At 42.4% G+C, this 22,329-nt stretch carries 21 protein-coding genes; 10 read left to right on the forward strand and 11 right to left on the reverse strand.

Features of this window, described 5'->3' with window-relative positions:
• Positions 1–25: 25 nt before the first annotated feature.
• The 6 genes from O3603_RS04055 to O3603_RS04080 all read right to left on the reverse strand — a co-directional run bounded on the left by O3603_RS04055 (position 26) and on the right by O3603_RS04080 (position 5,835).
• Complete coding sequence (locus O3603_RS04055; protein WP_371520807.1) at positions 26–1,063, reverse strand: o-succinylbenzoate synthase; 1,038 nt, start codon at positions 1,061–1,063, stop codon at positions 26–28.
• Positions 1,064–1,074: 11 nt separating this feature from the next.
• Positions 1,075–1,626 (reverse strand): four helix bundle suffix domain-containing protein, encoded by a 552-nt coding sequence (locus O3603_RS04060; protein WP_018910601.1) that lies wholly within the window; start codon positions 1,624–1,626, stop codon positions 1,075–1,077.
• A gap of 158 nt (positions 1,627–1,784) precedes the next feature.
• Positions 1,785–2,612, reverse strand: a complete 828-nt coding sequence (menB, locus tag O3603_RS04065) for a 1,4-dihydroxy-2-naphthoyl-CoA synthase (protein ID WP_004382423.1) — start codon at positions 2,610–2,612, stop codon at positions 1,785–1,787.
• A gap of 60 nt (positions 2,613–2,672) precedes the next feature.
• Positions 2,673–4,337 carry a 2-succinyl-5-enolpyruvyl-6-hydroxy-3-cyclohexene-1-carboxylic-acid synthase gene (gene menD / locus O3603_RS04070; protein WP_371520809.1) on the reverse strand — a complete coding sequence of 555 codons (1,665 nt, stop codon included), beginning with the start codon at positions 4,335–4,337 and terminating at the stop codon, positions 2,673–2,675.
• A gap of 37 nt (positions 4,338–4,374) precedes the next feature.
• Positions 4,375–5,418 (reverse strand): isochorismate synthase, encoded by a 1,044-nt coding sequence (locus O3603_RS04075; protein ID WP_371520812.1) that lies wholly within the window; start codon positions 5,416–5,418, stop codon positions 4,375–4,377.
• Positions 5,419–5,835: a PaaI family thioesterase gene (locus tag O3603_RS04080; protein WP_371520815.1), complete on the reverse strand. Its 417-nt coding sequence runs from the start codon at positions 5,833–5,835 to the stop codon at positions 5,419–5,421.
• 498 nt (positions 5,836–6,333) lie between these two features.
• Between O3603_RS04080 and lysS the strand changes: the two genes are divergently transcribed.
• The 8 genes from lysS (at position 6,334) to O3603_RS04120 (ending at position 14,590) form a co-directional block, all read left to right on the forward strand.
• Complete coding sequence (gene lysS, locus O3603_RS04085) at positions 6,334–8,067, forward strand: lysine--tRNA ligase (protein WP_155715678.1); 1,734 nt, start codon at positions 6,334–6,336, stop codon at positions 8,065–8,067.
• Positions 8,068–8,116: 49 nt separating this feature from the next.
• Positions 8,117–9,112 carry an NAD(P)H-dependent glycerol-3-phosphate dehydrogenase gene (locus O3603_RS04090; RefSeq protein ID WP_009435380.1) on the forward strand — a complete coding sequence of 332 codons (996 nt, stop codon included), beginning with the start codon at positions 8,117–8,119 and terminating at the stop codon, positions 9,110–9,112.
• A gap of 6 nt (positions 9,113–9,118) precedes the next feature.
• Positions 9,119–10,474: a glucose-6-phosphate isomerase gene (locus tag O3603_RS04095; RefSeq protein WP_018910607.1), complete on the forward strand. Its 1,356-nt coding sequence runs from the start codon at positions 9,119–9,121 to the stop codon at positions 10,472–10,474.
• Positions 10,475–10,631: 157 nt separating this feature from the next.
• Positions 10,632–11,426: an HAD-IA family hydrolase gene (locus O3603_RS04100; protein ID WP_273540895.1), complete on the forward strand. Its 795-nt coding sequence runs from the start codon at positions 10,632–10,634 to the stop codon at positions 11,424–11,426.
• A gap of 206 nt (positions 11,427–11,632) precedes the next feature.
• Positions 11,633–11,830, forward strand: a complete 198-nt coding sequence (locus O3603_RS04105; RefSeq protein ID WP_371520819.1) for a hypothetical protein — start codon at positions 11,633–11,635, stop codon at positions 11,828–11,830.
• 179 nt (positions 11,831–12,009) lie between these two features.
• Positions 12,010–12,240 carry a hypothetical protein gene (locus O3603_RS04110; protein ID WP_036894375.1) on the forward strand — a complete coding sequence of 77 codons (231 nt, stop codon included), beginning with the start codon at positions 12,010–12,012 and terminating at the stop codon, positions 12,238–12,240.
• A gap of 30 nt (positions 12,241–12,270) precedes the next feature.
• Positions 12,271–13,983 (forward strand): fimbrillin family protein, encoded by a 1,713-nt coding sequence (locus tag O3603_RS04115; protein WP_371520822.1) that lies wholly within the window; start codon positions 12,271–12,273, stop codon positions 13,981–13,983.
• Positions 13,984–14,110: 127 nt separating this feature from the next.
• Entirely contained in the window at positions 14,111–14,590 is a 480-nt protein-coding gene (locus O3603_RS04120) for a histidinol phosphate phosphatase (RefSeq protein ID WP_371520824.1), read from the forward strand.
• 1,005 nt (positions 14,591–15,595) lie between these two features.
• Here the strand turns inward: O3603_RS04120 and rsgA are convergent.
• The 4 genes from rsgA to rsmA form a co-directional block, all read right to left on the reverse strand.
• Positions 15,596–16,540: a ribosome small subunit-dependent GTPase A gene (rsgA, locus tag O3603_RS04125; protein ID WP_371520828.1), complete on the reverse strand. Its 945-nt coding sequence runs from the start codon at positions 16,538–16,540 to the stop codon at positions 15,596–15,598.
• Between the two features lie 189 nt (positions 16,541–16,729).
• Positions 16,730–17,290 (reverse strand): ribosome recycling factor, encoded by a 561-nt coding sequence (gene frr / locus O3603_RS04130; protein ID WP_009435748.1) that lies wholly within the window; start codon positions 17,288–17,290, stop codon positions 16,730–16,732.
• A gap of 69 nt (positions 17,291–17,359) precedes the next feature.
• Positions 17,360–17,845, reverse strand: coding sequence for a GAF domain-containing protein (locus O3603_RS04135; RefSeq protein ID WP_371520831.1), 486 nt, complete (start codon positions 17,843–17,845; stop codon positions 17,360–17,362).
• A gap of 5 nt (positions 17,846–17,850) precedes the next feature.
• A complete protein-coding gene (rsmA, locus tag O3603_RS04140) occupies positions 17,851–18,654 on the reverse strand; it encodes a 16S rRNA (adenine(1518)-N(6)/adenine(1519)-N(6))-dimethyltransferase RsmA (protein WP_371520833.1) in 804 nt (267 codons plus the stop codon).
• Positions 18,655–18,731: 77 nt separating this feature from the next.
• Here rsmA and O3603_RS04145 point away from each other — a divergent pair, with 77 nt between their 5' ends.
• Together O3603_RS04145 and O3603_RS04150 are read left to right on the forward strand one after the other, a co-directional pair.
• Entirely contained in the window at positions 18,732–19,766 is a 1,035-nt protein-coding gene (locus tag O3603_RS04145) for a lysylphosphatidylglycerol synthase transmembrane domain-containing protein (RefSeq protein ID WP_371520836.1), read from the forward strand.
• Positions 19,767–19,813: 47 nt separating this feature from the next.
• The gene (locus O3603_RS04150; RefSeq protein WP_371520839.1) at positions 19,814–21,274 is read left to right on the forward strand and encodes an aminoacyl-histidine dipeptidase; all 1,461 of its coding nucleotides are present in this window, start codon (positions 19,814–19,816) and stop codon (positions 21,272–21,274) included.
• Positions 21,275–21,593: 319 nt separating this feature from the next.
• Here the strand turns inward: O3603_RS04150 and O3603_RS04155 are convergent, their stop codons facing one another.
• Positions 21,594–22,226 (reverse strand): hypothetical protein, encoded by a 633-nt coding sequence (locus O3603_RS04155; protein WP_371520842.1) that lies wholly within the window; start codon positions 22,224–22,226, stop codon positions 21,594–21,596.
• Positions 22,227–22,329: the final 103 nt, after the last annotated feature.

Genomic DNA, 22,329 nt, shown 5'->3' on the forward strand with positions numbered 1-22,329 from the left:
TGTTCGTTGATTGATTCCCTAATCGTTATTGTTTCACCCAGAGTTGATCACCTTTAATCGTTAGAGGCATGGGTATATTGTCCGAGAACAAAAGACCTGTTCCAAGTCCCTGGGGCATTGTTATGTGAGGTCTGTATAGATCGGCTGTAAGTTGCGCAATGCTATTTAACCCCACATTACTTTCTAGTGCGGAGGTGATCCAAGAGCCTATTCCCCGTTCATTAGCCATCTTCACCCATTCTCGCACACCTGTCATCCCCCCATGCAAACTAGGTTTTAGAACTATATATTGCGGTCGGATGGTGTCGAGTAGTTGCTCTTTTTCGTTATAACTATTTACTCCGATGAGTTCTTCATCTAGTGCGATTGGAAGTGGAGAGAGGTCACATAGCTGTGCCATTTTTGCCCATTGATGTTGTCGGATAGGCTGTTCTATAGAGTGGATATCGTATTGTGCCAATGCTCCCAAGCGTTCCATGGCATTTTCAGGAGTGAATGCTCCATTTGCATCAACACGTAGTTCTATTTGAGCACGTGTGAAGGATTGTCGGATGTGACGGATAAGTTCAATCTCTTTAGCGAAGTCTATTGCCCCAATCTTTAGCTTTACACAATGATAGCCTGCCTTTAGTTTCTCTTCTAAACGATGATACATCTCTTCGAAGGAACCCATCCAAACGAGTCCGTTGATGGTGATTCCCTCTTTTCCAGCACCAAAGTTCGTGTGGAAGAAGTCAATACTTCCGTTTGCATCAAGTTGTGCCTTTGCTGTTTCCAAGCCAAAGAGCATAGACGGATAAGGCCTCATTGCATTCGTGTCAATGCTTCCTGTATGGCAAAAGTCATCACAGAATATTCGCAACTTACGCTCATATTCATCATCAGACATGGCATCGCAGGATAAATCAGGGAGTGTGGCACATTCCCCAACGCCTATTACTCCAGGCTTATTCGTGTCTGATAGTGTTATATAAAAGCTCTTCCTCGTTGTGTAAACGCCCCTCGATGTACCTGCAGGGGTGATGAAGTGGAGGGTGCGGGAGGATATTTTTATTTCGTACATAGTAATTCCTTTTATTTTTTGTTTCTATATTCAATCCTCGCTCTTGCCATCTGTTCGCGTATTCCACCATGCTTTATAAAATCATCCTTGATATAGTCTAAATACCTTCTAAGTATTACATCTTCTTGATGAAGTAAAGTGATAGCAATGTTAGCTATGGTTTCATCTGTGCGTATTTGGATGGCATTACGATAAAAAGAAGACTCATTATGTTTGGAACATACGCGCCGCGTAATGATAGCATTCTTATCATCTGCATCCCATTTGGTAAGGTTTCGAACACGAAGATAGTCTTCATAATCAATTAATAGCTCCTGTAGACTGGCACGAGCAACGTTTATTAGTTTTATTTCTGTCTCTGCAGAGGTCGTTGAGGCAGCACATCCTTCTGCGATGTTCTGCTTTCCTGATCGGGCAGCCTGTATCATTTGGTCTATCGTTCTGTCCCCTCTATTCAAAAAGTGGTGGGCAAAGTAATAGGTGATATCATATATACATTCGGCTTTCTGATAAGCGATTAGGTTGCGATAGTTGCCTTTTTGTGGTAAGAAAGGTGTCTCCATGAGTGTTTGTGGGCTATTGATAATAATGTTTCCGTTGGATTATTGGGCTTATAAGGCTAATAAGTCTAATTGGGCAATCAGCTTCTATAGTCCTTATTAAGTAAACTATTTTATTAGCCTCATTGGTCTTTAATTAGCCCAATGAGGCTAATTATCTATTAAGGGAATTGTGGGTACTTATCGAAATCGGGCTTACGCTTCTCTAAGAAAGCCTTTCCGCCTTCTTGAGCCTCATCCAGTGTGTAATAGAGCATAGTGGCATCTCCTGCTAGTTCTTGTATACCTGCTTGACCGTCCAACTCGGCATTTAGACCTGCTTTTATCATGCGTAAGGCTAACGGAGAACGCTCCATCATGGTGTTAGCCCAGTCTACACACTCGTCTTCTAACTGTTCGAAGGGTACGACCTTGTTGACTAATCCCATGCGTTCTGCCTCTATTGCAGAGTATTGACGGCACAAGAACCATATCTCTCTAGCCTTCTTCTGCCCCACAATACGGGCTAGATACGAAGCACCGAAACCGGCATCGAAGGATCCAACCTTTGGTCCCGTCTGTCCGAAGATGGCGTTATCTGAAGCGATGGAGAGGTCACATACCACTTGAAGAACATGTCCGCCACCAATGGCATAACCATTTACCATGGCGATAACAGGCTTTGGTAAACGACGAATCTGCATCTGTAAATCAAGGACATTAAGGCGTGGAACACCATCACCTCCTACATATCCACCCCTTCCTTTAACGTGCATGTCGCCTCCAGAACAGAATGCTTTATCACCCTCACCAGTAAGTATGACCACTCGAATATCAAGTGCTTCGCGACAGTAGTTGAATGCTTGTGACATCTCCCAGACCGTCTTTGGCGTGAAAGCATTGCGATAGCGAGGTCGGTTAATGGTAACTTTTGCGATATGATTAAACTCTTCGAAGCGTATTTCCTCAAACTTGAAGCCCTCGATGGGTTTCCATTCTCTTTTGCTCATAAGGCTTTTCTTTTATTTTGGAGTTTTATTTTTAAATGATAATTAGTTGTTTTCTCTTGACTAGGAAAAGGCTTTGTAATAGTCTTCCATTGCTTGTGCATCCTCTTCGGGGTTAGTGAAAACCTCCAAGAGTACAGGTCCTTCCTCTGCATTGAAGAAGTCCTTGAGGCGTTCCGATAACTCTTCTGCATTGCGCGCAGCCATGTATTCGATGTCATGGGCTTGACAGATGGCTTCAGCGGAAGTATTATGATGTGCTGAAATTATATCATCTCGGAATGGAGAAGAGTCTAATCCGTGTAATTGATGGAATATTCCTCCACCTCCATTGTTGAGTAGTAAGATCCCAAGATTAGGTGACAAACACTGGTTCCAAAGTGCATTTTGATCGTAAAAGAAACTTAGGTCACCGATAATACAGTACACATCCTCTTCTTCCTGATGTGCAATAGCATATCCAACAGCCGTTGACAGCGAACCTTCTATGCCATTCACGCCACGATTCACATAGATGTATTGATCAGAGAAGATGTTTCCCAAGCGTACAGCAGAGCTATTCCCGTAGAAGAATTCACCATCAATACCTTCTTTTCGGATGGTCTCGTGGAAAGTTTTAACGGCTAGTAATTGTGAAAAACGGGGTTGTATCTTCTTTCGAATGGCGTAGGCTTCATTGAAAACGTTGTTCCATTGCGTCACAAAAGGTTTCTCTCTCATGTCATCCACTTCGTTAGCAAGGATACCAATCATCTCTTCCTGCGAGCATTGAATGATGTCCGTTAGGTGCATGAAGGTATCACAACAAGTCCCACTCTCGTTTACAACGATAGAAACCTGTGGTTGGCACTTTCGTAAAAACTGCTTCAGTCGTTTGCTAACCAGTGTCCCTCCTATATATATAAGGTGGTCGGGACGATAAGACTCATCGTTACCTATTCTTATCAATGCCTCATCAATGGGGAGAGCAGGGCTAATACTATCATCTGCCAACTTCTCTTGAATGACCACAGCAGTGCTTTTCAACACCTCAAGAGCCTCCATTGTCTCTCCGACAACCTCAGGAGTCATCTGTCCAAGAACAATCATTGGACGCTCACTTTGCAGTAGTTCTGCTGCCAGTTCATAGCTAACAGTATTATCAGAAACGGATTCGTGCAAGATGATTTGTCGCTCGTTAGGGAGGTTGGGAACGTCATATTTGAAAAGAGGTTCACTAATAGGAATATTGATGTGTACGGGTCCGAACCCTTGAGATAAGGCTGCATTGAGAGCCTCATTGACCAATCTATTGCAATACCAACGTTCCTCTTCGTTGTGTGGTTCAGGTAGTGTCACACTCTTACGAACGTTTGGTTCTAAAGCCCCATGCTGTTGTAATGTTTGACCATCTTGTTGATTGATCCATTGTGCAGGTCTATCTCCAGAGATAATCACCAACGGACGTTTCTGATAAAAGGCTTCTGCCACTGCAGGAGCCACGTTTAATAGTGCCGAGCCAGAGGTTACACACAGTGCAACGGGCTCATTATCAGCTAATGACATACCTAATGCGACGAAGCCAGCCGACCGCTCATCCGTCACAGGAAAACACTCAATATCAGGGCAAGTACATAGGTTATGCACGATAGGAGAGTTACGTGAACCGGGGCAGACAACAGCCTTTGATATTCCAAACTTTACCAGTAAGGCGGTTAATATATTAACGTTCTCCTTGTTACTATACATTTTCAATAAGTTGTATTGAAGGTTAGTTGATTTTCTTTTATTGCTGAATAAGCTGTCGCATTGTGGCGAGCTTTGCTTCTGTCTCTTGCCATTCGTTCTCTTCTATACTCTCTTTTAACAATCCACCACCCGCATAGAGCTGACAAGCCGATCGAGTGATATGCATGCAACGGAGTGTTACATAGAGTTTTGCAAGCCCATTGTCCCCCAGCAGCCCACTGAAGCCACTATAATAAAGGCGGTCAGTATGCTCGTTACGAAGGATGAATTTGTGTGCCTCATCCTTAGGAATACCACACACGGCAGGCGTTGGGTGAAAGGCAGTTAGGAAACTTCCGAGACATTGTGTGTCCTTGAGTTGGAAAGAGAAATCGGTTCTTAGATGAGCTAGATGGGCTGCACGAGAAGTGAAAGGTTCGCTTTCCGTAATGTCGCTAGCGAACGGCTGTAAGCAAGTTCGGATGTAATCGGCAACCAGTTGTTGCTCTTCTCGGTTCTTCTCAGACCATTTAATTTCCTCTCCCTCATATCTCATCGTACCAGCTAAAGCCATTGTTTGGTAGCTTGTAGCGTCTCCACGTAACAGGATCTCAGGACTTGCCACGAGCCACATACCTGTTTGTGCAGTGTAGAAAAGTGCAATGTACGACCGTGGATACCATTCGCACGCCTTGAGAAAGATGTCTCTAGGATTCATCTGTTCGTCCTTCTTCTCCACGATGGTGCGTGCCAATACCAGTTTGCGGAATGATTTGCGATTCAATTCATCGTGGAAACAAGTGAAGTCATTGTGGTATTGAATACGAGGGTCAACTTCCGAGGTCTCCAAATAAGCCTCATCTTGCCCGTTCGGAATGGCTTCAAAGCCCTTACTACCATCTAAGGGCAAGACTGATGATTGTCCGCTTTTGCCATCAAGTAAGTAGATTGGATGAGTCGTATTGCTGACGAAGGGTGCAATCACAAACCCCTTATGCCCGTCAAGTTCTGTTAGTGAACCAAAGCGAGTGGGTTCCTCTTGTTGAGAATAGCAATGACAGACTTCCTCGAAAGGCTCACGATAGATAAAAAATGCGTCCATTTAATCTTTCTTCGGTGCTATAACGTAGTTGGTAACTTGCACAGTAGAGATGAGCTCACCCTCATCATTCTTGATATCTATGTGCCAAACGTGCAGTGTGTGACCCTTATGAACGAGCTTGCCAAAGGCAGTTACAGTTCCACCATACGGCATTGCCTTCACGTGGTTACCGCTTATATTGATTCCCAAAGCCATCTTTCCAGGGCAGAGAGCCATTGAACCGACTCCTGCTAGATTCTCCGCTAGGGCTAACGAAGCTCCTCCTGAAAGAAAACCAAAGGGCTGTTTATTTCGATCATCCACTGCCATGCGAGCCTTTAACGTGTCTTGTTCGGGAGTAGAGATAAACTCCATGCCCAAAGTACGGCTCAATCCGTCAGCATCTTTAATCTTATTCCAAATCTTTTCTACGTTCATGTCGATCTTACTTAATGTATTGCAAAGATACTAAAAACAACTGGAAATCCTTTTCGAAAGGGTTTGTTTTTGTGTGTGAAGGGCTGGAGTAGCTCTTTAATACAGCACGATAGTAGGATTAGAAGCCCTAGTTTATTCTGCACGTAACGTGATTTGTAGACGGTAAGGCACCAGGATATATGAACTTAAAGAGATATATCTCTTATTCTAATCATTCTATTGTGGGATAGAAGAGGGCGTTTCCTCCATTGAACGAAGGCGTTTCCTTGCATTAAAGAAAGCCTCTCTTCATGTTGAAGGAACGCCCTCTTCAAAGTGAAAGGAGCTTTTCCTAACTGTTTTTCGTTAGGTATTCCTCCCCTTGAAGTAGGCTGGGAGGGGTAGAGTTAACCTCTCTTTCCTATGCAATGCCATTATAAAAAAGGCAAAAAGCACCATAGTTTGCGAATATTTTAGTAAATTTGCACATTATAAGAATATACTCGATTTATTATAAAGATGAACATTTTAGAATTGTCAGAGCAGGAGATTGGACGTCGTCAAAGCCTGCAAGAATTGCGTGAGATGGGCATTAATCCATACCCAGCAGCAGAGTTCCCAACCAACGCTTACTCTACTGATATAAAAGAGCAATTCAATGAGGAGGAGCAAAGAGAAGTAACGATTGCAGGACGAATGATGGGTCGTCGCATCATGGGTAAGGCTTCTTTTGCAGAGATTCAGGATAGTAAAGGAAGAATACAAGTATATATTACCCGTGATGATATATGTCCGGGAGAAGATAAAGAGTTGTATAATAAGGTCTTCAAGAAGCTCCTTGACATTGGAGACTTCATCGGTGTTAAGGGCTATGTGTTCAAGACTCAGATGGGAGAGATATCTATTCATGCAAAAGAGATTACTCTTCTTTCAAAGAGCTTGAAGCCACTTCCAATCGTGAAGTACAAAGATGGCGAGGCTTATGATAAGTTCGAAGACCCAGAACAACGCTATCGTCAGCGTTATGTTGACCTTGTTGTCAACGATGGAGTTAAAGATACTTTCTTGAAGCGTGCCACAGTCTTGCGTACAATGCGCCAATTCTTTGATGAGGCGGGGTACACGGAAGTGGAGACACCAACCCTCCAGAGTATTCCTGGTGGTGCTAGTGCACGCCCATTCATCACCCACTTCAATGCACTCAACATTGATATGTACATGCGTATCGCTACTGAGCTTTATTTGAAACGACTCATTGTTGGTGGCTTTGAAGGTGTTTACGAGATTGGTAAGAACTTCCGTAACGAGGGTATGGATCGCTTCCATAACCCAGAGTTCACCTGTATGGAGCTTTATGTTCAGTACAAGGACTATAACTGGATGATGTCTTTTACAGAGCAGTTACTCGAGAAGATCTGTGTTGCCGTTAATGGGAAACCAGAGGTGAAGATGGGTGATAAGGTGATAAGCTTTAAGGCTCCGTTCCGCCGTCTACCTATTCTTGAGGCTATAAAGGAGAAGACTGGCTTTGATTTAGAGGGTAAATCAGAGGATGAGATACGTGATATTGCATTGAACAAGTTGAAGATGGAGACCATAGATGAGAGCTTTGGTAAGGGCAAACTCATTGATGAAATCTTTGGAGAGTTCTGTGAGGGAACTTATATTCAGCCTACTTTTATCACCGACTATCCGGTAGAGATGTCTCCACTTACTAAGATGCACCGCTCAAAACCAGGCTTGACTGAACGTTTCGAGTTAATGGTCAATGGTAAAGAGTTGGCTAATGCTTACTCCGAGTTGAACGATCCGATTGATCAAGAGGAGCGTTTCTTGGATCAGATGCACTTGGCTGATAAGGGTGATGATGAGGCTATGATCATTGATCAAGACTTCTTACGTGCATTGCAATATGGTATGCCTCCTACCTCTGGTATTGGTATCGGCATTGACAGACTCGTGATGTTAATGACTGGCAAGGAGTACATTCAGGAGGTAATGTTGTTCCCTCAGATGAAGCCGGAACCAAAGATTCCACAAGACTCAATCAAAGATTGGGCTGCTCTTGGTGTATCAGAAGATTGGGTATATGTGCTGCGTAAGGCAGGTTTCAACCTAATTGCTGATATCAAGGGAGAGAAGGCGCAAGGCTTACAACAGAAGTTGGGTGAAATCAATAAGAAGTATAAACTCGGATATGAGAAGCCTTCTGTTGATGAGATCCAGAAGTGGATTGACGAGGCTGGAAAGTAATTGGAAGAAGTGAAGAATTGCCTCTTCCTCCTTTAACTACCTAAGAAGAATGTTCAACATAGGTAAAATAGCAATCATTGGTAGCGGTAGCTGGGCAACAGCTATCGCTAAGATTGTTGTGGAACATACGCATCATATAGGTTGGTACTTCCGCCGTGATGATAAGATAGAAGAGTTTAAACGGAGAGGACATAACCCTACCTATCTGACGAGTGTTAGGTTCAATATGGATGAGATAAGTTTCTCGTCTGACATTAATAAGATTGTTCAGGAGTATGACACATTGGTCTTTGTGACTCCATCTCCTTACTTGAAGGCTTTGTTGAAGAAGCTAAAAGCAAAGCTCAATACGAAACTTATCGTTACAGCTATCAAAGGTATTGTGCCTGATGAGAACCTCGTTTGCTCGGAGTATTTCCATGAGGAATACAAAGTTCCTTATGATAATCTGGCTGTGATAGGTGGTCCTTCGCATGCAGAAGAGGTTGCTATGGAACGGCTTACATATCTAACCGTCGGTTGTTCTGACCTTGAGAAAGCTCGAAGTTTTACAGAGGTGTTAGCATCCAATTATGTTAAGACAAAGATATCACCAGATGTTCTTGGTATAGAATACGCCTCTGTCTTGAAGAATGTATATGCCATTTCAGCTGGTATCTGTGCTGGTCTGAAGTATGGCGATAACTTTCAAGCGGTGTTAATGTCGAACGCTATGCAAGAAATGGATCGTTTCTTAAAGACGATTAACCCTATCCAACGATCTATTATCGATAGCGTTTACCTTGGTGATCAGTTGGTAACGGGATATAGTAACTTCTCTCGTAACCACACCTTTGGTGCGATGATTGGTAAGGGATATAGCGTTAAGTCAGCTCAATTAGAGATGGAGATGATAGCCGAAGGATATTTCGGAACGAAGTGTATGAAGGAGATTAACCGCCGTCTACATGTAAATATGCCGATTCTAGATGCCGTGTATAACATCCTTTACGAACGTATAAGTCCACAAGTAGAGATTAAATTATTAACAGATTCATTTAGATAAACACAAATGGAAAGTATTAAGTTAGACATTTCAAAAGCAGCTCAGTTTTTGAATTTGGGTGCGGTAGAGGCTTATGCTCCTCACGTAGCTGCTGCCCAAGAAGCATTGGAGAAGAGCACTTGTCCAGGTAACGATTTCCTAGGTTGGTTACACTTGCCATCAAGTATAACTACCGAGTTCCTTGGTCAGATACAAGCGGTTGCCAACACTCTTCGTGAGAAGTGTGAAGTGGTTGTTGTTGCTGGTATTGGTGGTTCTTATTTAGGTGCTCGTGCTGTCATCGAAGCCTTAGGTAATAGTTTTGCTTGGCTTGTGAATGACAAGAAGAACCCTACAATCTTGTTCGCAGGAAACAATATTGGTGAGGATTATCTCGCTGAACTTACCGCCTATTTAAGCGATAAGAAGTTTGGTGTCATTAATATTTCTAAGTCTGGTACTACCACAGAGACAGCTCTTGCATTCCGTCTTTTGAAGAAGCAATGTGAGGAGCAACGTGGTAAGGAGACTGCTAAAGACGTTATTGTAGCTATCACTGATGAGCACAAGGGTGCTGCTCGTGCTGCTGCAACAAAGGAAGGTTACAAGACATTCATCATTCCTGATAATGTTGGTGGACGCTTCTCTGTTCTTACACCAGTTGGTTTGTTGCCTATTGCAGTAGCTGGTTTCGATATTCAGAAACTTGTTGAAGGTGCACAGGTAATGGAGAAGGAGACGGCTAATGACGTACCTTTTGCTAACAACATCGCAGCTCGTTACGCTGCTGTTCGTCAAGGTCTTTACTCACAGGCAGGCAAGAAGATTGAGATAGTTGCTAACTTCCAACCAAAGCTCCATTACTTTGCTGAGTGGTGGAAACAGCTCTATGGTGAGAGTGAAGGTAAGGATCACAAGGGTATTTTCCCTGCTGCTTGCGACTTTACAACCGATCTCCACTCTATGGGACAGTGGATTCAAGAGGGCGAGCGTTCTATCTTTGAGACTGTAATCTCTATCGAACAGCCTAACGCAAAGTTGCTCTTCCCACATGATGATGAGAATCTCGACGGCTTGAACTTCTTAGAGGGTAAGCGTGTTGATGAGGTTAACAAGATGGCAGAACTTGGTACTCGTCTGGCTCACGTAGATGGTGGCGTGCCTAATATTCGTGTGAGTGTACCAGTATTGAACGAGTATTATCTTGGTCAGCTCATCTACTTCTTCGAAAAGGCTTGCGGTATTAGTGGTCTTATCCAAGAGGTTAATCCATTCAACCAACCAGGTGTTGAGGCTTACAAGAAGAATATGTTTGCTCTTCTCAATAAGCCTGGTTACGAGGCAGAGAGTAAGGCTATTCAAGAAAGATTGACTAAGGAATAAGAGCCCCACCCAGCCTCCCCGAAAGGGGAGGAGTACCTAACTGAAGCCAATCTGAATTGTGTGGATTTAGGGGGGGAATACTATTTTATAACATTCTTTATGTGTCCTCAAGTCCTGCACCAAGGTGTGGTACTTGAGGATAATAATATATAATAAGGTGAAGAAAACAACTATATCATCCCAATCTCAGCAAGGCATCCCCTCCTTTGGAGGGGCTTGGGGAGGCTTCAATCCCCCTAACATCCCCTCCTTTGGAGAGGAATGGAAAGGCTTTAAAGTCGTCCTCTTCGACATGGATGGGGTGCTTTATGACTCAATGCCGAACCATGGTGTTGCATGGCAGCGTGCTATGAAGGAGTTTGGAATACACTTCACGCTGGAGGATTCGTATGCAACTGAAGGTGCTAGAGGGGTTGATACCATTCGTAAATATGCTCGTGAACAACTTGGAAAGGAACTGAGTGAGGAAGAGGCGCAACGGATGTATGATGTGAAAGCACACTATTTTCATGAGATGCCAGAAGCCAAAATCTTCGATGGTGTGCTCGATCTCATGCAGAAGATAAAGCGCAGTGGACTGAAGATTGGTATTGTAACAGGTAGTGCACAGCGACCGTTGATAGAGCGTGTGACGCATGATTTTTCCGACTTTATCACTCGGGATCAGGTAACTACAGCCTTTGATGTGAAGCGTGGTAAGCCTAATCCTGATCCTTATCTTATGGGCTTGAAGAAGGCGGGCAACTTTTCTCCATCCGAGGGAATCGTTGTTGAGAATGCTCCTTTGGGCGTTCGTGCCGGTGTAGCAGCTGGTTGTTTCACCATAGCAATCAATAGTGGACCATTGCCTGATGCGGCTCTTTTGGACGAAGGAGCCAATCTCCTCTTCCCAACTATCCGTGAGTTCGCCGACAAATGGGAACTTCTTTTATCTCATTTTCCCCATTATTAAGCCTTCACTTCCCTTTATCTCCCTTATTCTTATATCGCTCCAAAGCGTGGTAAACATTAGTTTCTACTCCCCTCTCCATCCGGAGAGGGGTTGGGGGTGAGGCTGGTTGGGGCGATTGTTGAGGCTTCTTTTTCTCTATTTTATTTGGCTAGTTAATTTATTCTTCTTACCTTTGCGCCCGTTGAGTGAGAATTAACTTATTAATAATGATGTTACAAACAACGAAATTCAATCAAGCTAACGTTTGCGCCTTATATAATAAAGGTGTAGATGTACGTGCCATTGCGTTGGATTCTTTAACATCTAAAAACGAGAAAAAGACAGCAAATAATTTGGTAGTTCCAAATATTTGTATACTCTCTCTCTCTCTCTCTCTCTCTCTCTCTCTAGTAGAGCAGACGTAAATTACACATTTTTTCTTCTCGCGTACGCGCGCGCGAAGCGTACCGCAAACCCTGTAAACAAAGGACTTCTGGAAGTTTCCTTTGTTCTTTTTTTGTGTCCGTACCTAAACCGAATTATAGAGAAATTAAGCACGAAATAACAACTATATTTTTTATTAACAACAATTTTATAGATTAATATGAAAAAGGAAAGAACAAGCAGGTTAGTGTACATACAGCCATCCTGTAGTATTATAGCCACAGGTGTCGAGGGATTCCTTTGTAACGCCTCTGTGACCCCAGATGGGAGTAGTTCAACCCAAGAGTCGTGGGGAAGTGAGCAGACGCATACAGGAACCGTTATCATTGGAGACGGAACGGGCGTAGCTCCAGCAAAGCGACAGATGAGCTGGGATGAGAATGAAGATTAACGATACTAAGACATTAAATTAGACATAAAAATGAAGAAACAATATTTTTTAGCTATAGCAATGTTCATGCTGTTGACAGTGTTTGCGGCGTGTTCAAGTGATGATAATTTAGACAATGGCAAAGGAAAGGTTGATGTAGCCTCAAAATTCGAGTTCCCTGTCACTTTTGCAGATTATAATAGTGATGTGCAAGTGGGCAATACTCGAGCAGCTGCAGACGCATCAGACACACTGAAGCATGAGTTCGTCAACATGGGGAATGGTATTGTTGCTGATGTGACTTTACAGAGAGACAAGGAGAACTTGTCTGGTAATCCAGCCAAGGCTGCAAGCACACGTACGTTGACAAACGATAGCTATACGATGCTTGCATATCAAAGTGGAGTTTTAAAGGGTGAACTAAAAGGTTTTATCTCTGGTGGTAACTTTATCCCAAATGCAGGAGACCCTACAGCAATGTCTTTAGCACCAGGCAACTATGATTTTGTACTTTATTCTACTTCCTATTTTACACGTAGCGGCAACAATTTGACACTAACGAATGCAAATGAATATGCCATATTAGGGCGAACCAATTATACAGTCACTGCCACTCCACAGAAGCAGAAAGTTTCGTTTGCGATGAAGCATACAGCTGCCCGTGTAAGAGTCAAATTCAATACTTATGTCAAGGTTCAGCCAAGTAATTTTAATGTAAGCTTCTCAGCAGCAAATCCTGCAGAAGTCCCAAGTTCTGCTGTTTACGATGCTGCTACAGGTACATGGAGCACTTCTGGCACAGGAGGATCTTTCGGTTTTGGTGGTAGTGCTTGGACGGAAAGTGGTTCTGTTACTTATAGTTATACAAGCCCTAGTTACTCTTATATTTTCCCTGGTTCAAATATTACGAATCTCAAAGCAACCTTTGGTATTGCGACAATTTATACAGAAAACCTTTATGGGAAAAGCCTTACTTTTGCTTTGACTCCAGTTTTGGCATCAGTGGCAAATGGTTCTTATCTTATTAGCATAACTTTCCATTATAACTTCCTTTACTTGATGACAGACGGCACAACAGGTTTGTTCTCTGAGACAACATTCGGTGGTGGAACAAAAACCCCTATTGCGGTCGTTGCCAGCCAAAGTAAACGTTTAGCTGCTGCATTAAACAATGCTTCTTCTTTTGCTTATTTCAGCAATACTTCTTATGGAACAACACATAATAGCAGCCAGATACCAGAGCCAGGATGGTATCAAGGATTTAATCGGACTTCTTTTGATGCAGATGGGGCTGATGGATATAAGTTTACATGGGAAGCTGCAGGTAGTGCTGATGGCACAACAATTAAGGCAAACGAACAAACAAAATATCCAGCTTTTTATACTGCAGGTCATTATGTTCCAACATTACCTGCAGGAAAGTTTCTTACAGGCTCTATTGTTGGTAAGAAATGGTTTTTACCAAGTGCTGGAGAGATTGCTAAATTATATACAGGTGTTCGCACTGGGGCAGGTTTAAATTATGAGCCACAATCAATGGGAGGTGGAATGTATTCTACAACTTTTTATGAGGATCATATACTTCAATATAATCCAGCAGCTCCACTGGGAATGTTGGGAATGGCTTTCCGGCAGGTAGGAGGCGAGAGCCCTAATGATATACTTACAAGTAGTACTATCGGCAACTCCTATTTCACTATGTCTCTCCTCGACTTGCGGAAGGACAATGGTGGAGGCTCTATCCGTCCTTTCATTCATTATTAAGAGATTGCAAAGCCTAAGGAATAGAACAAGGCTATTATACAAGCTATAATATTAACAAAACGCTCCGTGGGCTAAAAGGTCTCGAGCCCACGGAGCTTTCACAAACAGAGACCACCTTAATGATAATATGGCTAACAAACCAATTCAATTTTTCTTGAGAGAGCAGAAGCTAAACATCGGTAAGCAGGCTGGAAAGACTGTTATTGTTGCTCGTCCAACTGGTAGGCATCGTGTAGACTTCCGCAACTTTTGCGAACGCATTGCTAAGTCAACAACCTTTAATGCGCAGGAGGTGGCAGCCGTGCTGAATCTTGCAAGTGAAACCGCCCGTGACATCGTAGCCAATGGTGACATTGTGGAGTTTGGCGACATGGGAACGTTGACTCCCTCATTTAAGAGCAAGGCGGTAGAGAGTGTTGAGCAGTTCCGTGCACAGCAGCATATCGAGAAACCTGTTATAAAGTTCCTTGCTTCTGCGAAGTATTTTACACTGAATGATGTTACGTATGAACAAGTAGCACCAAAGGAGAAGAAAGAAAAGAAAGGAAAGAAAGAGAAAAAGCAGGCAGAGGGAACAGAGCCTTCAGGTCCTGTAACAGAAGGATGATAACGGATTTTTGAGATTCTGCTAAAACAACAAAAAAAATTGTTCGCGAAGAAATTCGAAATTCTTCGCGAACAATTTTAATTTTCTTCGCGAAGAATTTTTTGCGTTGCTTATAGGAACATCGTAACAGAAGAACAAGGCTTTAGGCAGAATGATATAAGAACACATTTCTTATGACAGGTTCTGCTTCTAGATAAACGTGCCACGGGAGCATTTTAATAGATTGATTCAGGGTATCAATCGTTCTGTAATAAGACAACTCGATTATATTAATTGTGAAATTAATGTCTTTCAAAACTAGTGTATTAATTTGGTTCTCTCGCTTCCTGTGGTACTGCCTCACCCCCAGCCCCTCTCCTACAGATAGGGGGACGCCTAACGGGGTGAGGCTTTTGTGTGAGACGGAGGAACATAGGCTTTGAAGACATAGTAACAGAAGAACAAATTGATTTAGTAACAAACAAATGATTCTAAGACACAATGACAGAAAGACATATTTTTTTAATGACATATCATCCGTCGTTGACGGATTTTGTTTCCCTTCCACATATAGTATGTTACTATCGCCTTATGTTCCCCCAACTTTGTCTTTAAAAATATGTCATTAAAAGAATATGCTCTGTCATTGTGTCTACAAAATATATGATCGTTCCTTTGCTTTCTATGTCTTAAAAAACTATGTCATTGTGATTTAGCAACAAACAAATGATTCTAAGACACAATGACGGAAAGACATATTTTTTAATGACATATCATCCGTCGTTGACGGATTTTGTTTTCTTTCCACATATAGTATGTTACTATCGCCTTATGTTCCCCCCTACTTTGTCTTTAAAAATATGTCATTAAAAGATATGTCTTTCTGTCATTGTGTCTACAAAATATATTATCGTTCCTTTGCTTTCTATGTCTTAAAAAACTATGTCATTGTGATTTAGCAACAAACAAATGATTCTAAGACACAATGACAGAAAGACATATTTTTTAATGACATATCATCCGTTATTAGAATGCCTCTCTATACTTGTTTTCTTCCTTGTCTTCGAGCATAGAAAGATAGCTGTTGTATCGACTTTCTGATATGTAATGGTCTTCAACAGCCTTGCGAATGGCACAACCAGGCTCATGTGTGTGGGTACAATTAGAGAATTTGCAGTGCTCGGAGAACTTAAATATCTCACGAAAATAGCTTGTCAATTCCTCTCGTTCTATATCAAATGTACCGAAACCCTTTATACCTGGGGTATCGATGAGATAACCTCCAACAGGCAACTCCAGCATCTCGCTGAATGTTGTTGTGTGCATACCCGTGTTGTGCGCATCGGATATGTCGGCTGTGCGAAGGTTTACGTGGGGTAGGAGAGCGTTGATGATGGTTGATTTTCCAACACCACTGTTCCCACTTAATAATGTGATTTTATTTGCTAAAAAGGGGTTCAGTTTCTCTACACTGAACTCATTGGAAGTATCGCTAGTGGCTTGTACTTCGATACATTCATAGCCTATAGTCTCATAGAGTTTCATCACAGCATGCTGATACCGCAGTTCTTCTTCAGATAGCAAATCGTGCTTGTTGAAGACCAAGGTAACAGGTACTCTGTACGCCTCGGCACCAGCTAGAAAGCGATCAATGAATGTTGTTGAAGTTTCAGGATAATTGATAGTTACCACCAAGAAAGCCTGATCAATATTGGCAGCAATGATGTGGCTCTGTTTAGAAAGATTCGGCGACTTCCTTATAATATAGTTTCTTCTATCCTCAATCTCGGTTATAAATGCCGTACCCTCTTGGTTGGGCGTGATAACAACATGGTCGCCAACAGCCACGGGGTTAGTAGAGCGAATCCCTTTTAATCGGAAGTTACCCTTAATCTTGCAGTCTATGTTCTTACCATTCTCCGCCTTTACGGTGTACCAACTGCCAGTGTTCTTTATTACTAAGCCACGCATAAATAAATAAAAGCCTCTCCCGAACCCCTCCGAAAGGAGGGGAGTTTCTGATGGAAGCTAGTTAGAATAATAATTTATTGCTTATGAGTTTCAATTATGACTTCTTGTCTCTTCTCGTATGAATGAGATAAAGGTGAGATGTATTTAACCTATAACAACCCCTCCTTTCGGAGGGGCTTGGGGAGGCAATTACACTGTCATAATCTCTTTCTGTTTCTCTGCTAGAAGTTCATCTACCTGCTTGATAAACTTGTCGTGAACCTTTTGCAAGCTGTCTTCTGCATCCTTCTCATTGTCTTCTGATAGACCATCTTTGATAGCTTTCTTCAGCTTGTCTTTGATATCAGAACGCACATTGCGAATCTCGACCTTTGCTCGTTCACCGATTTTATTGCATTGTTTCACCAAGTCTCTACGACGCTCTTCGGTTGGTTGAGGTAAGTTTAGGCGAATCATCTCACCGTTGTTCTCTGGTGTGATACCCACATCAGAATCCATGATAGCCTTCTCGATGTCCTTAATAGCTTTCTTATCCCAAGGCTTAATAGCAATGGTACGTGCATCAGGCACCATGACTGAGGCTACTTGATTCAGTGGAACCTTTGAACCATAAGAGTCAACTCGTACACCATCAAGTATGGCTACGTTTGCACGACCAGCTCGGATGCGTTGCAATTCATCGCTAAGATACATTGCTGCCATCTCCATTCTTTCGCTGGCATCATTTAATGTCTGCTTTACGTCTAACATATATCTTTAGTATTAAATATTCGATGTTACAAAAATAGGAATTAATTCGGATATGCACAAGAATTTACTTTACTTTTCCCAAAAGAGGTCTTCTATTTCCGCCATCAGTAGTTGGATGATATGTTCCAGACCGTCTTTGTCTTCTGCACTAAAGTCATCTAATCGAGTGCTATCAATGTCTAATACACCCCTAAAATGGCGTTGGGAGTCATACATGGGAACAACGATTTCGCTTCGAGAACGACTGCTACAAGCAATATGACCAGGGAATGTTTCTACGTTAGGAACGATTAGCGTGCGACCTTCCTCCCATGCCTTGCCACAAACACCCTTACCATAAGGAATCGTGTAACAGGCTACTGACCCCTGAAAAGGTCCGAGTCTCAACATATTCCCATTCTCTTGAAGGTAAAAGCCCACCCAAAAGAATCGTTCAGGAAATGCTTCATGCAATGCAGCCGAAACATTCGCAAGAATGCCAACCAGGTTTGTTTCATCCTTTATCAAGCTTGCAATCTGCGGAATTAATTGCTCGTATTGCTCTTTTCTTGTCATGCGTTCTATCGTTGATAGTTGGCTAATTGCTCTTCAACCATGTTGGTTAGTTCCACAAACTGCGGTATTGATAATTGTTCAGGGCGCTTCGTCATGATGTCTTGCTCATAGAACCCATCCGTTGGCTTACCATTATTAAATATCTGACGAAGGCTTACACGCAACATTTTCCGTCGTTGGTTAAAAACAGTCTTCACCACTCTTTTGAATAATTGTTCTTCGCAACCAATGTCTGTTACATCGTTTCTTGTCATGCGAATCACAGCACTCTTCACCTTTGGAGGAGGGTTAAATACATTCTCATCCACCGTGAACAAGTATTCCACATCGTACCATGCTTGAATCAAGACAGACAATATCCCGTAAGCCTTCGAGCCAGGTGCTGCTGCCATGCGGAGCGCAACTTCTCTTTGAATCATCCCCGTACAGCAAGGTATCAAGTCCTTATAATCAAGCATCTTGAAGAATATCTGCGATGAAATGTCATAAGGGTAATTACCTGTCAAGACGAACTGCTTACCATCAAATATCTGTGTCAAGTCCATTTGAAGGAAGTCCTCTCCAAGGATATTCTCGTGTAGTTTTGGGAAACGTTCATATAGATACGCAACACTCTCAGCATCAATTTCAACTGCTTTAACCACTCTTGGCTTCTCAACAAGGTACTGCGTGAGTACTCCCATACCTGGTCCAATCTCCAAAACAGGTATATCTGGGCATGCATCAACAGTATCTGCAATCCGTTTAGCAATGCTTAAGTCAGTTAGAAAGTGCTGACCTAAATTCTTCTTAGGCTTGACTAATTTCATGATTTTTACGTATTTGCCTACAAAGATAGGCATTTTATTTTGCTTTTAAAAGCATTTTACTTATCTTTGCTCAATATATGAATACAAAGAAACTGTTCAATAATATCATTAAGATAGTACTTCCCCTTTTGCTTGGAAGTGCCATCTTGTATTGGATGTATCGCGGTTTCGACTTCTCTAGCATTAGTCATGTTCTCTTGCACGAGATGAATTGGACGTGGATGATTATCTCTCTTCCCTTTGGTATTCTGGCGCAGGCTTTTCGTGGATGGAGGTGGAAGCAGAGTCTAGAACCTATCGGGGAACATGCCCGTTCATCGGTTTGTGTCAATTCAATCTTCCTTTCTTATGCCGTTAGTTTACTCATTCCTCGAATCGGAGAGTTTGCTCGTTGCGGTGTTCTGAATCGTTATGATAAGGTTGCTTTCCCAAAGGCTATCGGTACAGTAGTGACCGAACGGGCGGTAGATACGCTCATCGTCATTCTTATAACATCTATTGCCTTTGTTATGCAGATTGGTGTTTTCTCTAACTTCTTTTCGCGTACAGGTACTCGAATTGATGATTTCTTAGGGATGTTCTCTGCAACTGGATGGTTGGTAACAGCCATCTGTGGTATTGCTTCCCTCATCCTTTTTTATAATATTCTACGCCACCTTTCTATATATAAGAAGGTGAAAGAAATGCTAAGTGGTATTTGGCAAGGCATCAATTCATTAAGGAGAGTGAAGAATATCCCACTCTTCCTCTTCTATAGTATAGCGATATGGGGCAGTTATTTCTTGCATTATTACCTAACGTTCTATTGCTTTCCTTCAACCGCACATCTCGGTCTCTCCTGTGCTTTAGTGAGCTTTGTTGTGGGTTCAATAGCCGTTATCGTCCCAACACCGAATGGTGCCGGACCATGGCATTTTGCAGTGAAGACAATGCTAATACTTTATGGTGTTGCTGACAATCAGGCACTTTATTTTGTATTGATAGTGCATACTATCCAAACACTTTTGGTCATTCTCTTAGGCATTTATGCGTGGGTAGCATTGAACTTTACCAAACCTTATGTTTCATTGGATAGTCCTGCCAAACTCACCCGACCAATAGAAAATGTATAATATAAGCCAAACAACAATTATAGTAATAACCTTTTAATATCAACATTATGAGTGAAATCAGAAATCTTAAACCAGTAGGCTTGTGGAGAAACTTCGATGATTTAACACAGATTCCACGCCCATCTGGGTACATGGAAAAGGTGCAGAAGTTCTTATTAGACTTTGCTGCAAAGGTGGGAGTAGAGGCATTTGTCGATGCTGGTGGTAATGTAGTAATGCGTAAGGCAGCCACTGCTGGCTATGAAAATCGTAAGACAGTTCTACTCCAAGCACACATGGACATGGTTCCACAAAAGGCTCCAGATAGTAATCATAACTTTGAGACTGACCCTATCGTAACCCACATTGAGGATGGTTGGGTGTATGCAAACAACACTACATTAGGTGCTGATGACGGTATCGGAGTTGCTGCTATCATGGCAATTATGGAGGATAAGGACTTGAAACATGGTCCTATTGAAGCCATCATTACACGTGATGAAGAGACTGGAATGTTTGGTGCTAACGAGCTTCCAGAGGGTGAGTTGCATGGAGATATCCTCATGAACCTTGATTCAGAGACCTGGGGTAAGTTCGTTATAGGCTCTGCTGGCGGTGTAGACGTTACATCAACACTTGAATATAAAGAGGTTGCGAATGATCAAGAGGTTGCTGTGAAGGTTACTTTAAAGGGGCTTCGTGGTGGTCACTCTGGTCTTGAAATCAATGAAGGACGTGCCAATGCTAATAAGGAGATGGTACGTTTTGTTCGCAAAGCAATCACCGAACTCGATGCTCGGTTAGCTGGTTGGCAGGGTGGCAACATGCGTAATGCCATTCCTTTCAAGGCCGAAGTTGTTTTAGCCTTACCACAAGCTAATGTCGTTGCACTTAAGGAACTCGTTGAGAAACAGAAGTCTGCTATCAAGGACGAGTATAAGGGTATAGAGGTTGTTGATAATATAGAATTCTTCGTAGAGGACGTAGAGAAGCCTGCAGCTCTTCTACCGGTTGAGATTCAAGATAACCTCATCGACGCTATTTATGCTTGTCACAATGGTGTCTTGCGTATGATTCCTTCTTATCCAGATGTGGTAGAAACCTCTTCAAACCTCGCTATCATCAATATCGAACCAACAAAGGCTTCTATCAAGATCCTTGCTCGTTCAAGTCGTGAAGACATGAAGGAGTATATCGCAACACAATTGGAAAGCTGCTTTAATATGGCTGGTATGAAGACAGTCTTTAGTGCCCATTATGGCGGTTGGGACCCAAATCCACAGAGCGAGATCCTTAGCTTGTTGCAAAAAGTATATAAGGAACAAAATGGCGAAGAGGCAATTGTACAGGTAGATCACGCTGGTCTTGAGTGTTCAATCATACTTGGTAAGTATCCAAATATGGATGTTGTCAGTCTTGGACCAACGATTCGTAGTCCTCACACAGCTAAGGAACGCTTTGAAATCGCTACTGCTGAGCCATTCTGGAACTTGTTAGTTCAGACCTTGGAGGAGATTCCTGTAAAGTAAGATAATAGTCGTTGAGAGCTTCATCCGACCTCACTGAAAGAGGGAGAAGATGCCTCACCCCCGCCCCCTCTCCGAATGGAGAGGGGAGTGAATAGTATTGATTGCAAACAAAGGGGGCGTTTCTTCTATATGAAGAGAGCCTCTCCTTAGTAGAAAGAAACGCCCTTCTCCAATGGAGAAAGGCGTTTCTTGTTTTCTTACTTATGAGTTGTGCTTATTGAGTTAAGCAATTCTCCCCTTTATCCTAACCAACTTCCGTTAGGCACATCCCCTCCTTTGGAGGGGCTTGGGGAGGCTTTTTTTTGTAGTCAGTGGGGGATTAAAACGCCCAACCAAAGCCTAAGTAAGGGTAGAACACAGCCTTTTTAATAGCGTTCTTCTCACCTAATGTGAAGGATGGATTCACACCCACACGGAAAAGGAAGCCCTTGTTTGATACGTGACGATAGCCAATGTTACCAAAGAAATAGTATCCGAAACGATTGTGACTCGTGTTATAACCGAGGAAAGTTATCGTCTTCCCATTGATAGTTTTTTGTGTTATCAGGTGCGCCTGTTGGTCAGGAGTGAGCGTGACAGGACCTTCAAGGGTTTGAATGTCACGATCGTGAGAGTTGTAAATACCCACATTTGCACCAGCACCTACCTCTAGGTTGTTCTTTTGAGAGCCTAGGAGATAGTTTACTTCCAATGGAACTGAGTAATAACGAATACTACCATCGTTACCAAAGAAGTTGGAGTTGTTACCGAAAGCAAAGCTAACACCTGCTCTCCACCCCCATTTAGTATGGTCGTTGAAACGCTGATCATAATTGATGCCCACCATGTTTGAGGCTCCTAAAAGCTCCAAATAAACAGCTTTGTCCTTCTCAAGTCCGTCAGAATTAGGCTCTGCAGCCATCATGTTTGTTGCTAAACTTAATACAATCGAAAGTGTAAGTAATTTCTTCATAAGAATCTTCTTTATAGTTATCTTTTAGTTTTCTGGCTGCAAAGATATAATTTTTTTGATATATATATACACTTTCTCGGTTTTTTATTTGTACTTTTGCAAT

Origin of the sequence: Prevotella sp. 20925_1_30 (assembly GCF_041433025.1) — a bacterium.
In the GTDB taxonomy this organism is placed as follows: domain Bacteria; phylum Bacteroidota; class Bacteroidia; order Bacteroidales; family Bacteroidaceae; genus Prevotella; species Prevotella vespertina.